The following is a 17,180-nucleotide window of genomic DNA, read 5'->3' on the forward strand; positions in this document are numbered from 1 at the left end:
TCCAGATTTTTGTTTTCCCGCAACGGGATGAACTAAAGGACGTTCACCTGCCCGAACGGGCGATTGCGGAAGCGATTCCACTGCTCCTTTATGGGTAAAACAGTATAACCGCGTAGAAGTGAGGGAAATTTGACGTGTTCGATTTTTTTGCTGTTCTGTGCGGTGATTTATCATCGTGATTAATGAATGGCGTCACAGTATTTCTCTGTGCAATGAAAAAGGACTTTTACTGTGCAAAATTTGTCTCTGCCCCGGCTTACGAGTAGACTTCGTGCCCTTGTCTGAAAACGGAGAAATAACTCATGAGCGAAACGGCCACCTGGCAGCCGAGCGCATCCATTCCAAACCTGCTAAAGCGCGCAGCAATTATGGCGGAGATCCGCCGTTTCTTTGCCGACCGCGGCGTCCTGGAGGTGGAAACGCCGTGCATGAGTCAGGCGACGGTCACGGATATTCATCTGGTCCCGTTTGAAACCCGTTTTGTTGGCCCAGGCCACTCTCAGGGCATGAATCTGTATCTGATGACCAGCCCGGAATACCATATGAAGCGTCTGCTGGCGGCCGGGTGTGGTCCGGTCTATCAGCTGTGCCGTAGCTTCCGTAATGAAGAGATGGGCCGACACCATAATCCGGAATTCACCATGCTGGAGTGGTACCGCCCGCACTACGACATGTATCGTCTGATGAACGAAGTTGACGATCTGCTGCAACAGGTGCTGGATTGCGCGGAAGCTGAAACGCTCTCCTATCAGCAGGCCTTCCAGCGCCATCTGGAAATCGATCCGCTGTCGGCTGATAAAACACAGCTGCGTGAAGTGGCGGCAAAACTGGATCTGAGCAACGTGGCGGATAACGAAGAGGATCGCGACACGCTGCTGCAACTGCTGTTCACCTTTGGTGTTGAACCGCAGATTGGCAAAGATCGTCCGACGTTTGTCTATCACTTCCCGGCCAGCCAGGCCTCACTGGCGCAGATCAGCACCGAAGATCACCGCGTGGCGGAGCGTTTTGAGGTGTATTTCAAAGGCATCGAGCTGGCGAACGGTTTCCACGAGCTGACCGACGCGCGCGAACAGCAGCAGCGTTTCGAGCAGGATAACCGCAAGCGCAACGCGCGCGGTCTGCCGCAGCAGCCGATTGATACTCATCTGCTGGAAGCGCTTAAAGCCGGTCTGCCGGACTGCTCCGGCGTGGCGCTGGGTGTGGATCGCCTGGTCATGCTGGCGCTGGGTGCCGAGCACCTGGGCGATGTGATTGCCTTTACGGTCGATCGCGCCTGAAAAAATGCCGGGTGGCGCTGCGCTTACCCGGCCTACTCGGTCATTTAACTCTGCCACATTAAAAACTGCTCATTTCTCTCTATACGGGTCTTTTTCTTAATTTGACTCGGATAGCCACATTGTTTGTCTGGTCATCTGCTACCATCCGCGCAGTTTAATTCCGTTTCGGATGGTTATATGTCTCACTCACTCAAAAAAATGACCCTTACCGGGCTCATTCTGATGATTTTTACGTCAGTCTTTGGCTTTGCCAATAGCCCGTCCGCGTTTTATCTGATGGGCTACAGCGCGACGCCGTTTTATATCGTTTCCGCTCTGTTCTTCTTTATCCCGTTTGCGCTGATGATGGCGGAGATGGGCTCGGCGTACAGGAAAGAAGAGGGCGGCATCTATTCGTGGATGAACAACAGCGTCGGTCCGCGTTACGCGTTTATCGGTACGTTCATGTGGTTTTCATCCTACGTCGTCTGGATGGTCAGCACGGCGGCCAAGGTTTGGGTGCCGTTCTCAACGTTTCTCTTCGGTGCGGATAAAACGCAGGTCTGGTCTCTGGCGGGGCTGAGCTCCACGCAGGTGGTCGGTATTCTGGCAGTGTGCTGGATGGTGATGGTCACCCTGGTGGCCTCGAAAGGCATCAACAAAATTGCCCGTATCACTGCCGTTGGCGGCATTTCCGTGATGTGCCTGAACCTGGTGCTGCTGCTGGTCAGCATCGCCATTCTGTGCCTTAACGGCGGGCATTTCGCACAGGAAGTCAACTTCGTTTCATCGCCTAATCCGGGTTACCAGTCCGGGCTGGCCATGCTCTCCTTCGTGGTGTTTGCCATCTTTGCTTACGGTGGAATTGAAGCCGTGGGCGGGCTGGTCGACAAAACCGAAAATCCGGAAAAGAACTTCGCTAAAGGCATTATCTTTGCCGCCATCGTCATTTCCATTGGCTACTCACTGGCGATTTTCCTCTGGGGCGTCAGCACCAACTGGCAGCAGATGTTAAGTAATAACACCACCAACCTCGGCAACATTACCTACGTGCTGATGAAAAGCCTGGGGGTGACGCTGGGCAACGCCATGGATCTCGCGCCGGAAACGTCGGCCACCCTGGGGATCTGGTTTGCGCGGATTACCGGTTTGTCGATGTTCCTCGCCTATACTGGCGCATTCTTCACGCTGATCTACTCGCCGCTGAAAGCGATTATTCAGGGGACGCCAAAGGCGCTGTGGCCCGCACGTATGACGCAGCTGAACGCTGCCGGTATGCCTGCCAACGCGATGTGGATGCAGTGCCTGCTGGTGTGCGTGTTCATTCTGCTGGTGTCCTTCGGCGGTGATACCGCGTCGGCGTTCTATAACAAGCTGACCCTGATGGCGAACGTATCGATGACGCTTCCGTATCTGTTCCTGACCCTGGCGTTCCCGTTCTTTAAGGCGAAGCGGGATCTGGAGCGGCCGTTTGTGATCTTCAAAACCCGCGCGGCGACGCTGCTGGCGACCACTGTTGTGGTGCTGGTCGTCGCGTTCGCCAACATCTTTACCGTCATTCAGCCCGTGGTTGAGGCAAATGACTGGAACAGCACGCTGTGGATGGTTGGCGGACCGATCTTCTTCTCGCTGCTGGCAATGGGGATTTATGAGCATTACCGTCGTCGCTCGACGGCCTGTGTAGCAGAAGTGGCGTAAAGGATTGACCCCCTCCCGACGGGGAGGGGGAAAGGATTACAAACTTCCCGCCGGGCGCGTACGCGCCGCTGACGTCAACGTTCTTCCCGTCTTACGTCCGTCCAGCGTTTCCAGACGCATCTGGAACGGTGGGAACGGCATATCAATTCCGTGCTCGCGGAAGCCAGCCAGAATCAACTGGTGGATCTCATGGCGCAGCGGCATACGGTGTCCCATCTCGGCGGCGTAGATACGCAGCTCGAAAATCTGGATCCCCTGCTGCAAATCAACCAGGAACACTTCCGGCGGCGGGTTGTCGATTACCAGCGAACAGCGTTCAGCAGCCGTATAGAGGATCTGCGTCACCTCTTCGCTGTTGGCATCCGACGGAGCGGGTACGGTCAGCACCACACGCGTGACGGAGTCGGACAGCGACCAGTTGATAAACTGCTCGGTGATAAACGCCTTGTTCGGGACGATGATCTCTTTACGGTCCCAGTCGCTGATGGTGGTGGCGCGGGTGTTGATCCTGGTGACGCTGCCGGTGAGATCGCGGATGGTCACCGTATCGCCAATTCGAATCGGCTTTTCAAACAGAATGATCAGACCAGAGACGAAGTTGGCAAAAATCTCCTGTAAACCAAAACCCAGGCCTACGGTCAGGGCGGCAACCAGCCATTGCAGTTTTGACCATTCGATACCAATCATCGAGAAGCCAACCAGCCCACCAAACAGCATGATTAAATACTTGGTGATGGTGGTGATCGCATAGCCTGTGCCGGGGGTTAAATCCAGATGCTGCAACAGCGCCAGCTCCAGCAGGGCAGGGAAGTTACGGATCAGCTGCGTGGTGATGATCAGCACCAGAATCGCAATCAGCACGGCCCCTAAGGTGATGGGCTCCAGACTTTCGACCCCCTGCACCGTGGACGTCACATCCCATAAAGAGATGTTCTCCAGGAAGCCAAACGCGGAGTGGATTTCCGACCACAGGAAGATCACCGACAGCAGGGCAACCAGCATCAGAATTGAGCGTACCAGCCGCAGGGACTGGGTACTGATCGCATCCAGATCCAGTTCGACGTCATCGGCGTCTGTGGTCCCTTCGGTGCTGTTGACGTGGTTCGGCTCTTCTTCACCCCGCGCGCGCTGGGCCAGAATTTCTGCGCGACGGTGTTTGGCACGGTCAAACGCCAGACGACGACGCTGGATCAGCATGCCGCGGCGAATAACATGGTAGACCACCAGCAGCAGGAACCAGATAGCCACCGACGTTTCCAGTCGGGCGAGCAGCGCCTGCGACGTGGCGAGATAACCGACCGCTGCCGCCAGCATCGCCGCCAGCGGCGCGCTGAGCAGCAGGTTCCACAGCAGACGGTTAAACATGTTATCGCCACTGCCGGTCTTGTCGAGATAGAGCGGGATCCCGGCGCGTTTCAGGCTGAGCGTCACTACCGCTAACGCCCCGCAGATCAGCATAAAGCACAGCCGTCCCAGCGAGCCGGAGAACTCCCGGTCATTGAGATTATCGAACATGATCAACGCCATAATCAGCGGCACAATCAGCCCGATACTCATCAGGTAGTAACGCATCGCCCGCGCAACGCGATTACGCGGCCAGCCAAAGTGAGCGATGAACAGACCATTTGGCCGCGCAAACGTGGCGCAAATCATCACCACCCACAGCAGCGGAACGGTGGCGGTCACGCCATCGCCAATCGCGACGGCAAGCGGGTAGGGCCAGGCTTCACGCAGGCCGTATCCGAGCGTCATCCACAGCACCGGCAGCGGAGACGCGACCAGAATTGACCAGAACACAGTACGCAACGTCAGCCAGAAGTGATCCTGGGTTACTTTTCCCACTCGGGCGCTGGAGCGCTCAAGGAAACGGGTGAAGTGACGACGGGAATAAATACTGAAGCCCACCAGAATCAGCGCCCCCAGCAGCGGGAAGATGGTCTCCTTGCTGGTTATCATCATTACGCTGGCGAGGCCCAGCTGGCTGAAGGTGTCCAGCGAAATGAGGCGGCGCAGATCCTGCACAATCTCAATCGGCCAGGCGAAGGTCATCGGCCGCACGTCGGACGTCCAGAAAAGGTAACGGTGCGTGGCTTCGTTGACCTCTTTCAGCGCATCCTCCAGCTGGCTATTCGAGACTTTCAGCTTAGTCAGCTCAAGGATCAGCGTATCGCCTCCCTGCAACAGGGAATTGAGCAGTTCGCGCTGGGTGCGCAGTTGCGCTTCCAGAATACGACTTTGCTCGCCGGTGAGCGGCTGTCCGTCAGCCTGACGGATCTGGCGGATTTGCGGCTGCTTGTTGAGGAGATCTTCATAATGAAGACGCTGAACGCGCAGCTGCGCCATCTCCGTATCAAGCTGCTGCGGTTTTGGCATCTCTGGCAGACGAGCCACCTGCGCGCGTAACGCTTCGCCCAACAGGTTAGACGAGCCAAGCCACTGGGACTGTTCACGCAGCGTGTTGAGCGCCTGACGAACCTGGAGGGTTTGATTGGTGGCCTGACGCTGCTGCGAGGCCACCAAATCCATGCGCTGCGCCTGCTGATTCAGCGCGGCAGAAAGCTCGCGGTTAACCTTAAACTGGGCGACGATGCTGTCGGGCAGGTTAGCACTGTTTTCGGCCAGTAACTCGGTGCTTTCCAGCGCACGTTCAGCTTCACGCTGACGCTGGCTGTTGAGTTGATTTCTCAGCGCCTGGAGATACGCATCCAGCTGCTGGCTCTGCTTCTGCGCCAGCTCGGAACGCATCCGCGACAGCTCCTGGCGGTTGTTAGCGGAAAGCTGCGCCAGCTCCAGTTCATCAACCAGCGCTTTTAGTCTGGCGGATTCCGCCTGTAACCCAAGATTTTGCGCCTGATTCTGCGGTGTGCTGCCTGTCTGCGTCCCGATGCGACGTTCCACCTCATTTAACTGACGGCGGGCATCGGTTTGCTGCTGTGGAAGCTGGCTGAGGGAATCGGCAATTTCACGCGCCCGCTCCTGCTCCTGCTGCGCCAGACGGCTTTTTTCCAGCAGCTGGCTGCTGACTTGCAGGATCTCCTGATTAAGCGCCTCGGACGTCATCCCCGCGGGGACCTGGCGTGGTTCATCGCGCAGGTTGTTTAGCTGCGAGCGCAGGGTCTGAGAGAGTTTGGGGAAGTTGTCGATAACCTGCTGATACTGCTGCGCGCGCTCAAGGGAACCCTTTCGTTCCTCAAGCGCGTTCAGTGCAGACTGGAGTGACTCAACGGTCTCCGGCTGAGCGGGTTTCGCCGCTTTTGCCTGCTCCAGCTCCTGGGTTATCTGTTTGGCGTCGGGGGCCGTCGCTGCGTACGCCCCCATGCTGAGGCACCAGGCCATCAGTAATACGATAATCGGGCGCACGTCAGCGATCCTTCTGTTGTTAGCCTTCGTCTTTTTTGTCGTCAACCAGCGGGCTGGCGTCGTGCTCGGCTTTGATCTCTTCTTCCGGCAACGGGGCAGGCGCAACCTCTGGCGTCACAAAGACCTCCGTCGATACTGCCAGAGGCTGGCCGAGTTTGGTCACGGACAGGCTTTCCAGCTCGTCGACCAGGTTAACTTTGCCCGGTGCGAACAGGTTGATGACCGTTGAGCCCAGCTTGAAGCGACCCATTTCCTGACCTTTCAGCAGGGCCACAGAACCTTCTTCTTCGCCGGCAGGCCAGGTCCAGCGCTTGATCACGCCTTCGCGCGGCGGCGTAATGGTGCCCGCCCAGACGGTTTCGATGCTGCCTACAATGGTAGCACCCACCAGAATCTGCGCCATTGGGCCAAATTCAGTATCAAACAGGCAGATGACGCGCTCGTTACGGGCAAACAGGTTAGGAACGTTTTGCGCCGTCAGGTGGTTTACGGAGAACAGATCCCCCGGCACGTAGATCATCTCGCGCAGAATACCGTTACACGGCATATGCACGCGGTGGTAGTCGCGTGGGGAGAGATAGGTGGTCGCGAAAGTCCCGTTACGGAACAGATCGGCCATTATGTAGTTACCGGCCAGCAGCGCTTCAAGGCTGTAGTTATGGCCTTTCGCCTGCAAAATTTTGTCGTCTTCAATTTTACCCAGCTGGCTGATCACGCCGTCCGCTGGCATCACCAGCACGTTCGGGTCGGTATTCAGCGGGCGCACTTCGTCGCGCAGCGGACGCACAAAAAATTCGTTGAAGGTGCGGTAGCTTGCCGTATCCGGCTTCTGCGCTTCTTTCATGTCGACCTTGTAGTATTTCACGAACAGGTCGATGACCAGTTTGGTCAGCCAGCCCGCTCGTTTGCTCGCGCCCCAGCCCGCCAGGCGAGTGAGCCACAGTTTCGGCAGAATGTATTGAAGCGAAAGTTTAAATGAGTTTAACAAGGTAGCCTCCAGGCCATTGTTTTGTCGTTCCTGATCCGGCATTACGCTGCCGGAACCTGAAAAAAGGGGACGATTTTAGCGACGCTTAGCTTAGTTGTCAGTTATCAGAATCAGAAAAGTTTTTACGCGTTTTTACCTGGTCCATGCTTTCGAGAATACGGTGGTAATTTTCGAAACGGGTTTCCGCAATTTCTCCGTTCTCTACCGCTTCGCGGATAGCGCAGCCCGGATCGTTGTCATGTTTACAGTCGCGGTATTTGCAAGCGCCTAAATAGTCATGGAATTCGACAAATCCGTTAAAGATTTGTTCCGGCTCGAGGTGCCAGAGACCAAACTCACGCACGCCCGGGGAGTCAATCACATCGCCACCGTGCGGGAAGTGATAGAGACGTGAGGCAGTGGTGGTGTGCTGGCCCAGGCCCGAGACGTCAGACACATCGTTGGTCAGGATCTCCTGCTGAAGGCCGAGCAGGTTGTTAAGCAGGCTCGATTTACCTACGCCGGACTGCCCCGCAAAGATGCTGATGCGGTCGGTCAGCGCATCTTCTAACGGCTTCAGGCCATCTTTGGTGCGGCTGGAAACCATCAACACGCGATAGCCAATGTTGCGGTAAATATCCATCTGCTCATTTACAAAGGCCATGGCCTCGTCATCCAGCAGATCGATTTTATTCAGCACGATGAGCGGCTCAACCTGTAGCGTTTCGCAGGCCACCAGATAACGGTCAATAATATTGAGCGAAAGCTCAGGCAAAATCGCTGAAACGATCACTATCTGATTGATGTTGGCGGCAATGGGCTTCACGCCGTCGTAGAAATCCGGACGGGTCAGAACCGACGTGCGTTCATGCACGGCTTCAACGATACCTTTAACCGTTACCCCTTCCGCCGCCTCTTTGCCTGGACGCCAGACCACGCGGTCACCGGTCACCAGGGAACGGATGGTGCGACGGATATTGCAACGGTGGATATCCCCGTCGGCGGATTCGACATCGGCGTGCATGCCGAAGCGGCTAATCACAACGCCTTCTGTCGCTTCGCCAAACAGGTTGTCGTCGTAATCGGGCTTCTCCGTAGTGGTTTTAAGACGGCGCTGGTGATTTGCATTCACGCGGCGCTGCTGCCCTTTGGAGAGTTTATTTTTACTCAATCGCGCTGGCTCCTGGTCGCCCGTAGCGGGCAAAACCTCTATGATACACTCTAATTAATACTAGTTAACCTGCTACTGCCGGTTATGCGAGAAGGGTGGAAAATAACATGAGCGCGGACGAAAACAACCTGATTTGGATCGATCTGGAGATGACCGGCCTGGATCCCGAGCGCGATCGCATTATTGAGATCGCCACACTGGTCACCGATGCCAATCTCAATATTCTGGCGGAAGGCCCAACGATTGCCGTGCACCAGTCCGATGACCAGCTTGCGCTGATGGATGAGTGGAACGTGCGTACCCATACCGGCAGCGGGCTGGTGGAACGCGTGAAGGCCAGCACCCTGGGCGACCGCGAAGCGGAGCTGGCGACGCTTGAATTTCTGAAGCAGTGGGTGCCGGCAGGAAAATCGCCTATCTGTGGCAACAGCATCGGTCAGGATCGTCGTTTCCTGTTTAAGTACATGCCGGAGCTGGAGTCCTACTTCCACTACCGCTATCTGGATGTGAGCACCCTGAAAGAGCTGGCCCGCCGCTGGAAACCGGAAATTCTCGACGGCTTTACAAAGCAGGGGACGCACCAGGCGATGGACGACATCCGTGAGTCTGTTGCGGAGCTGGCGTACTATCGCGAAAACTTTATTAAGCTCTGATTTTGCGATCCGGCGCCTTGCGTGGCCGGGTTTTTGTCGCTAAATTGTTCAGCTTGCCGATTAAATAAGCACTTGAACTGAATTTCAAAAAAATCGCTTTGAGGGGGGTTGCAGCTAAACGGATTTCTCGTATAATGCGCCTCCCGTAACGACAGAGAATTACACGTTACGACAGCAACAAAAGCAGTACAGATTTGCGGGAATAGCTCAGTTGGTAGAGCACGACCTTGCCAAGGTCGGGGTCGCGAGTTCGAGTCTCGTTTCCCGCTCCAAAATTTGAAAAGTATCGCAAGATACGCCAGCACCAGAACACCCAAGCGGGAATAGCTCAGTTGGTAGAGCACGACCTTGCCAAGGTCGGGGTCGCGAGTTCGAGTCTCGTTTCCCGCTCCAAAATTTGAAAGTATCGCAAGATACGCATAGCACCAGAACACCCAAGCGGGAATAGCTCAGTTGGTAGAGCACGACCTTGCCAAGGTCGGGGTCGCGAGTTCGAGTCTCGTTTCCCGCTCCAAATTCTTCTTCATCTCCAGATTATCCACAGCGAAGTGCTTCGTTGGGGACGTTTTCTATTATGTCTGAAATACTCTTGTGAACAGAGTTATCCACAGAAACCGTGATAAAACCAGTCTGTACGAAATGTTAGCAGGGTGAATAATATCTTCGTAATTCATTGTAATTTATGAAGAAAATTTGATTTCAAAATGTTATTGAGATCACTTGACCTGTTTGCCAGAGCTGATGGCGCCTGAATTCTTATTTTTATTCACAGCCTGTGAATATATCACACATCCCGCGGCAGCCCTTTTTCAATCACCCTGACCAGGCGCTGTTTCTTCGGTAACTGCACTTCAACCACGCCGGCATTTCGCTTCTCAATTTGCTGCGCAATCGCCCATTCTATGTGCTCATCAAGAAGTGGGTGCTCACCTCTACGGCTTTCGAGCGCCTGAAGATTTGCTTCATCCCACGGGGCATTCCCCAGCGCAACGGCCACATTACGCAGCCAGCGCAGGTGGCCGATACGACGTATGGCGGAACCCTCCGTCACCTTCAGGAACCAGGCTTCGCTCCAGGCGAACAGTTCGATCAACTGCGGGGCATGTAACGCCTTGCGCGGACTGAAGTCTTCTTCGTCCGTCAACTGTGAATAACGGTTCCACGGACAAATCAGCTGACAGTCATCACAGCCGTAGATGCGGTTGCCGATAAGCGGACGAAATTCCTCTGGAATGGCGCCTTCCAGCTCGATAGTGAGATAAGAGATACAGCGGCGCGCATCAACGGTATACGGTTCGACAATAGCGCCCGTTGGGCAGATGGTCATACAGGCCACACAGCGACCACAGCCTTCTTCCACCGGACCGTCTACCGGCAGGGGTAAATCAATCAGCAGTTCACCCAGGAAAAAGAATGAGCCCGCGTCGCGGCTTAAGATAAGTGAGTGCTTACCTGTCCAGCCGAGCCCGGCTTTTTCGGCGATCGGGCGCTCAAGAATAGGCGCAGAATCGACAAAGGGTCTAAAATTCAGCGAAACACAGTGCTGCTGAATGGTTTCCCCGAGCTTTTTTAGACGGTTGCGCAGAAGTTTATGGTAGTCACGTCCCAGAGCGTATCGGCTGACGTAACCCAGCGAAGGATTTTTTAGCGTGCGCGCAAAGGCCGCGTTAGCAGGCAGATAGTTCATGCGTACGCTAATAACGCGCAGCGTACCCGGCAACAGCTCGTGGGGGCGGGCACGCATCATACCGTGACGCGCCATCCACTCCATCTCGCCGTGGTATTGTTTATCCAGCCATGCCTGGAGCTTAGGCTCGCTGGCAGAGAGGTCGGTGTCAGTAATACCGACCTTCTGGAAGCCCAGTTCAGCACCCCACTGTTTTATTTTTTGCGCTAATTCATTGAGATCGAGGGGCTGTGACATGACGGACCATACTGTGAAGAAAAACCCCGCAAGTATACCACATTCCATCTGGCATGCGGATGACCTCCGTCGGGCCGAGAAAGAGGCCGCAGATAGCCTGGGCATTACCCTTTACGAACTGATGCAGCGCGCGGGCGAGGCGGCGTTTAACGTGGCGCGCACGGCTTATCCGGATGCCTCGCACTATCTAGTCCTGTGCGGACACGGCAATAACGGTGGCGATGGTTATGTGGTGGCTCGTCTTGCGGTGGCGGCGGGGCTGCGCGTCACCCTGCTGGCGCTGGAGAGCGACAAGCCGTTACCGGAAGAAGCGGGCATGGCGAGAGAGGCCTGGCTGAATGCGGGGGGCATTATTCATGCGCCTGATATCGTCTGGCCCGAGGATGTCGACGTGATTGTTGATGGTCTGCTGGGGACGGGACTGATGCGCGCGCCTCGCGATGACGTCGCCGCGCTGATTACGCGCGCTAATGCGCACCCCGCCCCGGTGGTAGCGCTGGATATTCCCTCCGGCCTGATGGCGCAAACCGGCGTGACGCCGGGCGTGTCGATTGAGGCGGCGCGCACCGTGACCTTTATCGCCCTGAAGCCGGGTTTACTGACCGGGAAAGCGCGGGATGTCGTGGGCACGTTACACCACAACGCCCTGGGGCTGGAAAACTGGCTGGCCGGACAGGATACCCACATCACCCGCTTTGATGCCTCCCTGCTTGCACAGTGGCTGCCGCCGCGTCGTCCCACGTCCCATAAGGGCGACCATGGCCGACTGCTGATTATCGGCGGCGATCGCGGCACGGCAGGTGCGATTCGTATGACCGGAGAGGCCGCGTTGCGCAGCGGCGCCGGATTAATACGCGTGCTGACCCGCAGCGAAAACATCCCGCCCATTATTACCGCGCGGCCGGAGCTGATGGTCCACGAGCTTACCCCGCAGGCGATTGAAGAGGGTCTTGAGTGGGCGGACGTGGTGGTCATTGGTCCGGGCCTGGGTCAGCAGGAGTGGGGTAAACAGGCCCTGCAAAAGGCCGAGAATTTTCGTAAACCGATGCTCTGGGATGCCGACGCGCTTAACCTTCTGGCAATAAACCCGGATAAGCGTCACAATCGCATTCTGACGCCGCACCCCGGCGAAGCCGCACGGCTGCTTAACTGTAGCGTGGCAGAAATTGAAAGCGATCGCTTATTTTCAGCCCAACGTCTGGTAAAACGTTACGGAGGTGTTGCCGTTTTGAAAGGGGCGGGGACCGTTATCGCCAGCGATGGTGCGATGGGCATCGTTGATGCCGGTAATGCAGGCATGGCGAGCGGCGGCATGGGCGATGTGCTCTCTGGCATCATTGGCGCATTGCTCGGACAGAAACTTCCCCTTTATGATGCAGCCTGTGCCGGCTGCCCCCCACGGTGCGGCGGCTGACAGGCTGGCTGCTTGTTACGGAACGCGCGGTATGCTGGCCACCGATCTTTTTTGCACGCTGCGGCGTGTTGTTAACCCGGATGTGATTGACGTAGAAAATGACTAATCGAGCGATTCCTTTACCTGATGAACAAGCCACTTTAGATCTCGGCAAGCGCGTGGCGCAGGCCTGTCAGGGGGCGACCGTCATTTATCTGTATGGTGATTTAGGCGCGGGTAAAACAACCTTCAGCCGTGGCTTTTTGCAGGCGTTAGGCCATAACGGGAACGTAAAAAGCCCGACCTATACGCTGGTAGAACCGTACACGCTTGAAAATATCATGGTGTACCACTTTGATTTATATCGTCTTGCGGATCCTGAGGAGCTGGAATTTATGGGGATCCGCGATTACTTTGCCAACGACGCCATCTGCCTGGTGGAGTGGCCGCAACAAGGTGCGGGTGTGCTGCCTGACCCGGATGTCGAAATTCACTTAGATTACCAGGCACAAGGGCGTGAGGCGCGCATCAGTGCGGTTTCCTCATCAGGCTGTTCCTTACTGGCGCGTTTAGCCGGTTGAGCGTAGGGATAACGGGATGATTAATCGCGTTAAAGGTTGGGTGCTGGCTGCCACGGTCCTGCTGTGCGCGCAGGCCGGGGCGGCCAGCCTCTCGGATATTCAGGTGTCGAATGGCGATAGCCAGGCCCGCATTACGTTCAGCTTTATGGGCGATCCTGAATATGCTTTCTCACAAATCGACAGCCGCAGCGTGGCGCTCGATATTAAACAGACCGGGGTGATCCAGGGGCTGCCGCTCCAGTTCAGCGGCAACAATCTGGTGAAAAGCATCCGTTCGGGGACGCCGAAGGATGCGCAGTCTCTGCGTCTGGTGGTCGATCTCACCGAAAAGGGCAAAACGAAGGCGGTTAAGCAGCAAAACGGCGCCAATTATACGGTGGTCTTTACCATTAATGCGGATGTTCCGCCGCCACCGCCTGCACCTGTTGTAGCAAAACGGGTGGAGGCGCCGGTTTATACCCCAAGGCCGTCTGAGCCAGCCCGTAATCCGTTTAAATCACAAAATGACCGACTTACCGCCGTGACCAGCAGCAACACGGTGACGCGTCCGGCGGTCAGCGCGCGGCGTACGCCGGTCAGTGGCGACAAAGTGATTATCGCCATCGACGCCGGACACGGCGGGCAAGATCCTGGCGCGATTGGCCCGGGCGGCACGCGGGAGAAAAACGTCACTATCGCCATTGCCCGTAAGCTGCGTGCGCTTCTGAATGACGATCCGATGTTTAAAGGGGTCATGACCCGCGACGGAGATTACTTTATTTCAGTGATGGGACGCTCGGATGTGGCGCGTAAGCAAAACGCCAACTTCCTGGTGTCGATTCACGCGGATGCTGCGCCGAACCGTAACGCCACCGGCGCGTCGGTATGGGTGCTGTCGAACCGTCGCGCCAACAGTGAAATGGCGAACTGGCTTGAAGAGCACGAGAAGCAGTCTGAACTGTTAGGCGGGGCAGGCGATGTGCTGGCAAACAGCCAGGCCGATCCGTATCTCAGCCAGGCGGTGCTGGATTTACAGTTCGGTCATTCTCAGCGCGTCGGGTATGATGTCGCCACTAACGTACTGAGCCAGCTGCAAAGCATTGGATCGCTGCATAAGCGTCGTCCGGAGCATGCAAGCCTCGGTGTCCTGCGTTCGCCGGATATTCCGTCGATTCTGGTAGAGACGGGCTTTATCAGTAACAACGGCGAAGAGCGCCTGTTGGGCAGCGACAGCTATCAGCAGCAAATTGCCGAAGCGATTTATAACGGTCTGCGTAAATACTTTGACGCGCATCCGCTTCAGTCTGCGCCGCAGGGCGGGGCCGCCCAGACGGCAAGCGCCGCGCTGCCGGGTGAGATGACCGCGACTAATTAAGGAGAGTTCATGCCGATTCAGGTTCTACCGCCGCAGCTCGCGAACCAAATCGCCGCCGGTGAGGTGGTGGAACGCCCTGCGTCGGTGGTGAAGGAACTGGTGGAAAACAGCCTCGATGCAGGGGCGACCCGCATTGATATTGATATCGAACGCGGGGGCGCAAAGCTTATCCGCATTCGTGATAACGGCTGTGGCATCAAAAAGGACGAGCTGGCGCTGGCGCTGGCGCGTCATGCCACCAGTAAAATTGCCTCACTTGACGATCTGGAAGCGATTATCAGCCTGGGTTTTCGCGGCGAAGCGCTGGCCAGTATCAGCTCCGTTTCCCGCTTAACATTGACCTCCCGCACGGCCGACCAGCAGGAAGCCTGGCAGGCCTACGCCGAAGGGCGTGATATGGACGTCACGGTTAAACCTGCGGCGCACCCGGTAGGCACCACGCTTGAAGTGCTGGATCTCTTCTATAACACGCCCGCCCGGCGCAAGTTTATGCGAACCGAGAAGACCGAATTCGGACATATCGACGAGATCATCCGCCGCATCGCGCTGGCGCGCTTTGATGTCACCCTCAACCTCAGCCATAACGGTAAGGTGATGCGCCAGTACCGCGCAGTGGCGGAGGGTGGACAAAAGGAGCGTCGGTTGGGCGCCATCTGCGGCACACCGTTTCTGGAAAAAGCGCTGGCCATTGAGTGGCAGCATGGCGATCTGGCCCTGCGCGGCTGGGTTGCCGATCCGAACGCCAGCAGCGCCGCGTTCGCAGAAATCCAGTATTGCTACGTCAACGGCCGCATGATGCGCGACCGCCTGATTAACCACGCTATTCGACAGGCCTGCGAAGATAAGCTCGGCGCCGATCAACAACCCGCCTTTGTGCTTTATCTGGAGATCGACCCGCACCAGGTCGACGTTAACGTGCACCCCGCCAAGCACGAGGTGCGTTTCCACCAGTCGCGCCTGGTGCATGATTTCATCTACCAGGGCGTTGCCGCTGTATTGCAGCAGCAGGCAGAGCCAGAGTTGCCGCTGGCAAAAGAAGAACCCGCGCCGCGCCCACTGCCGGAAAACCGCGTGGCGGCCGGGCGTAACCATTTTGCCGAACCGGCGGTCGCGCGCGAGCCGGCTGCTCCACGTTTATCCCCGGCGGGCAACGCGCCGCGACCAACCGGTGCCAACTATCCCAACGCTCAGCCGGGCTACCACAAACAGCAGGGGGCGCTGTACCGCAAACTGCTGGATACGCCGGCGGTGGAGCATAAAGAGCACATCACGGTTTCAACCCCCTCTCTGGATGGGCATAGCCAGAGTTTTGGTCGGGTATTGACCATTATTGCTCCCGACATGGCGTTGCTTGAACGCGAAGGTAAACTGCTGTTGCTGGCGCTTTCCGTGGCGGAGCGCTGGCTCAAACAGGCGCAGTTAACCCCGGGGGTGAATGCCGCCTGCGCGCAGCCGCTGTTGATCCCCGTTCGCCTGAAAATATCCCCTGAAGAAACAGGGGTTTTGCGGCGCGTGCAGACGCAACTGGCCGAAATGGGGATTGAAATCGTACTAAACGCGCAGCATGTGACAATTCGCGCAGTGCCTTTACCCTTACGCCAACAAAATTTACAAAACTTGATTCCTGAACTGATAGGCTACCTGGCACAGCAAACGACGTTTGATGCCGCCGATACCGCGCAGTGGATCGCCCGCCATCTGGCCAGCGAGCATGCACCGTGGAGTATGGCGCAGGCGATTACCGTTCTGGCGGAGGTGGAGCGCCTCTGTCCACAGCTGGTGAAAGCGCCTCCAGGTGGTTTGTTACAACCTGTTGATTTACAAACGGCGATGACCGCCCTGAAACATGACTGATGTAAGTAAGGCGAGCCTGCCAAAGGCGATTTTTTTAATGGGGCCAACGGCCTCCGGTAAAACGGCGTTAGCCATTGAGTTACGTAAAGTTTTGCCAGTAGAGTTGATTAGCGTTGATTCAGCCCTCATCTACCGAGGGATGGACATCGGCACGGCGAAGCCCAACGCAGACGAACTGCGTGCGGCACCGCACCGTTTACTGGATATTCTCGACCCGGCACAGGCTTACTCCGCGGCAGATTTTCGCCGCGACGCCTTAGCCGAGATGGCCGAGATTACCGCCGCGGGACGCATACCGCTGTTAGTTGGCGGCACGATGCTCTACTTTAAGGCGCTGCTGGAGGGGTTATCGCCTCTGCCATCGGCCGATCCGGAAGTGAGAGCGATGATTGAGCGGCAGGCGGCAGAGCAGGGGTGGGACGCTTTGCACAGGCAACTGGAAGAGATTGACCCGGTTGCCGCAGCGCGGATCCACCCAAACGATCCGCAAAGGCTTTCCCGGGCACTGGAAGTTTTTTTCATTTCGGGTAAAACTTTAACGGAACTGACGCAAACGTCAGGAGACGCTCTGCCGTATCAGGTGCATCAGTTCGCCATCGCCCCGGCGAGCCGTGAACTGCTCCATCAACGAATTGAGCAGCGTTTTCATCAGATGTTGGCTTCAGATTTTGAAGCAGAAGTGCGGGCGCTTTTTGCCCGTGGAGATTTGCATACGGACATGCCTTCCATTCGTTGTGTGGGATACCGCCAGATGTGGTCGTATCTTGAAGGTGAGATTTCATACGATGAAATGGTTTATCGAGGTGTTTGCGCCACGAGACAGTTAGCGAAGCGCCAGATCACCTGGTTACGCGGTTGGGAGGGTGTTCACTGGTTAGACAGTGAAAAACCACAACAGGCGTTAAACGAAGTGATTGAGGTTATTGGTGATATCGCTGACTGAATGTGTACAATTAAGCCGTATCG

Annotated in this window: 11 protein-coding genes, 3 tRNA genes and 1 pseudogene; 11 read left to right on the forward strand and 4 right to left on the reverse strand. The window is 56.5% G+C overall.

Annotated features, from left to right (window positions below):
* The first annotated feature begins 302 nt into the window (after positions 1-302).
* Both epmA and yjeM read left to right on the forward strand, forming a co-directional pair.
* Positions 303-1,280, forward strand: a complete 978-nt coding sequence (gene epmA / locus AC4OVU_RS02615) for an elongation factor P--(R)-beta-lysine ligase (RefSeq protein WP_015572459.1) — start codon at positions 303-305, stop codon at positions 1,278-1,280.
* 177 nt (positions 1,281-1,457) lie between these two features.
* On the forward strand, positions 1,458-2,957 hold the full coding sequence (gene yjeM / locus AC4OVU_RS02620; RefSeq protein WP_032104123.1) for a glutamate/gamma-aminobutyrate family transporter YjeM: 1,500 nt from the start codon (positions 1,458-1,460) through the stop codon (positions 2,955-2,957).
* A gap of 36 nt (positions 2,958-2,993) precedes the next feature.
* On the opposite strand, the gene mscM is transcribed toward yjeM, so the two are convergent.
* From mscM to rsgA, 3 genes are all read right to left on the reverse strand, one after another.
* Positions 2,994-6,317, reverse strand: a complete 3,324-nt coding sequence (gene mscM / locus AC4OVU_RS02625; protein ID WP_017383961.1) for a miniconductance mechanosensitive channel MscM — start codon at positions 6,315-6,317, stop codon at positions 2,994-2,996.
* Between the two features lie 19 nt (positions 6,318-6,336).
* Positions 6,337-7,305 carry an archaetidylserine decarboxylase gene (gene asd / locus AC4OVU_RS02630; RefSeq protein ID WP_026080660.1) on the reverse strand — a complete coding sequence of 323 codons (969 nt, stop codon included), beginning with the start codon at positions 7,303-7,305 and terminating at the stop codon, positions 6,337-6,339.
* A 97-nt stretch (positions 7,306-7,402) separates the two neighbouring features.
* The gene (gene rsgA / locus AC4OVU_RS02635) at positions 7,403-8,455 is read right to left on the reverse strand and encodes a small ribosomal subunit biogenesis GTPase RsgA (protein ID WP_003855964.1); all 1,053 of its coding nucleotides are present in this window, start codon (positions 8,453-8,455) and stop codon (positions 7,403-7,405) included.
* Positions 8,456-8,562: 107 nt separating this feature from the next.
* Between rsgA and orn the strand changes: the two genes are divergently transcribed.
* The 4 genes from orn to AC4OVU_RS02655 all read left to right on the forward strand — a co-directional run bounded on the left by orn (position 8,563) and on the right by AC4OVU_RS02655 (position 9,622).
* Positions 8,563-9,108: an oligoribonuclease gene (orn, locus tag AC4OVU_RS02640; RefSeq protein WP_003855965.1), complete on the forward strand. Its 546-nt coding sequence runs from the start codon at positions 8,563-8,565 to the stop codon at positions 9,106-9,108.
* 196 nt (positions 9,109-9,304) lie between these two features.
* A tRNA-Gly gene (locus tag AC4OVU_RS02645) sits at positions 9,305-9,380 on the forward strand.
* A gap of 45 nt (positions 9,381-9,425) precedes the next feature.
* Positions 9,426-9,501 (forward strand) — tRNA-Gly (locus AC4OVU_RS02650).
* Positions 9,502-9,546: 45 nt separating this feature from the next.
* Positions 9,547-9,622 (forward strand) — tRNA-Gly (locus tag AC4OVU_RS02655).
* Positions 9,623-9,892: 270 nt separating this feature from the next.
* On the opposite strand, the gene queG is transcribed toward AC4OVU_RS02655, so the two are convergent.
* Positions 9,893-11,032, reverse strand: a complete 1,140-nt coding sequence (gene queG / locus AC4OVU_RS02660) for a tRNA epoxyqueuosine(34) reductase QueG (protein WP_015572463.1) — start codon at positions 11,030-11,032, stop codon at positions 9,893-9,895.
* Here queG and nnr point away from each other — a divergent pair.
* The 5 genes and pseudogenes from nnr (at position 11,031) to miaA (ending at position 17,157) form a co-directional block, all read left to right on the forward strand.
* Positions 11,031-12,552: pseudogene (nnr, locus tag AC4OVU_RS02665) on the forward strand (bifunctional ADP-dependent NAD(P)H-hydrate dehydratase/NAD(P)H-hydrate epimerase). The gene queG and the pseudogene nnr overlap by 2 nt on opposite strands.
* Positions 12,545-13,006 carry a tRNA (adenosine(37)-N6)-threonylcarbamoyltransferase complex ATPase subunit type 1 TsaE gene (gene tsaE, locus AC4OVU_RS02670; protein WP_003855970.1) on the forward strand — a complete coding sequence of 154 codons (462 nt, stop codon included), beginning with the start codon at positions 12,545-12,547 and terminating at the stop codon, positions 13,004-13,006. Before nnr ends, tsaE begins: the two are co-directional and overlap by 8 nt.
* A 16-nt stretch (positions 13,007-13,022) precedes the next feature.
* Positions 13,023-14,360 (forward strand): N-acetylmuramoyl-L-alanine amidase AmiB, encoded by a 1,338-nt coding sequence (gene amiB / locus AC4OVU_RS02675; RefSeq protein ID WP_015572465.1) that lies wholly within the window; start codon positions 13,023-13,025, stop codon positions 14,358-14,360.
* 9 nt (positions 14,361-14,369) lie between these two features.
* Complete coding sequence (gene mutL, locus AC4OVU_RS02680) at positions 14,370-16,214, forward strand: DNA mismatch repair endonuclease MutL (protein ID WP_110292693.1); 1,845 nt, start codon at positions 14,370-14,372, stop codon at positions 16,212-16,214.
* Entirely contained in the window at positions 16,207-17,157 is a 951-nt protein-coding gene (gene miaA, locus AC4OVU_RS02685; RefSeq protein WP_110292694.1) for a tRNA (adenosine(37)-N6)-dimethylallyltransferase MiaA, read from the forward strand. The genes mutL and miaA overlap by 8 nt, the downstream gene beginning before the upstream one ends.
* Positions 17,158-17,180: the final 23 nt, after the last annotated feature.

The sequence above is a fragment of the Enterobacter sp. 6722112 genome (genome assembly GCF_058661685.1).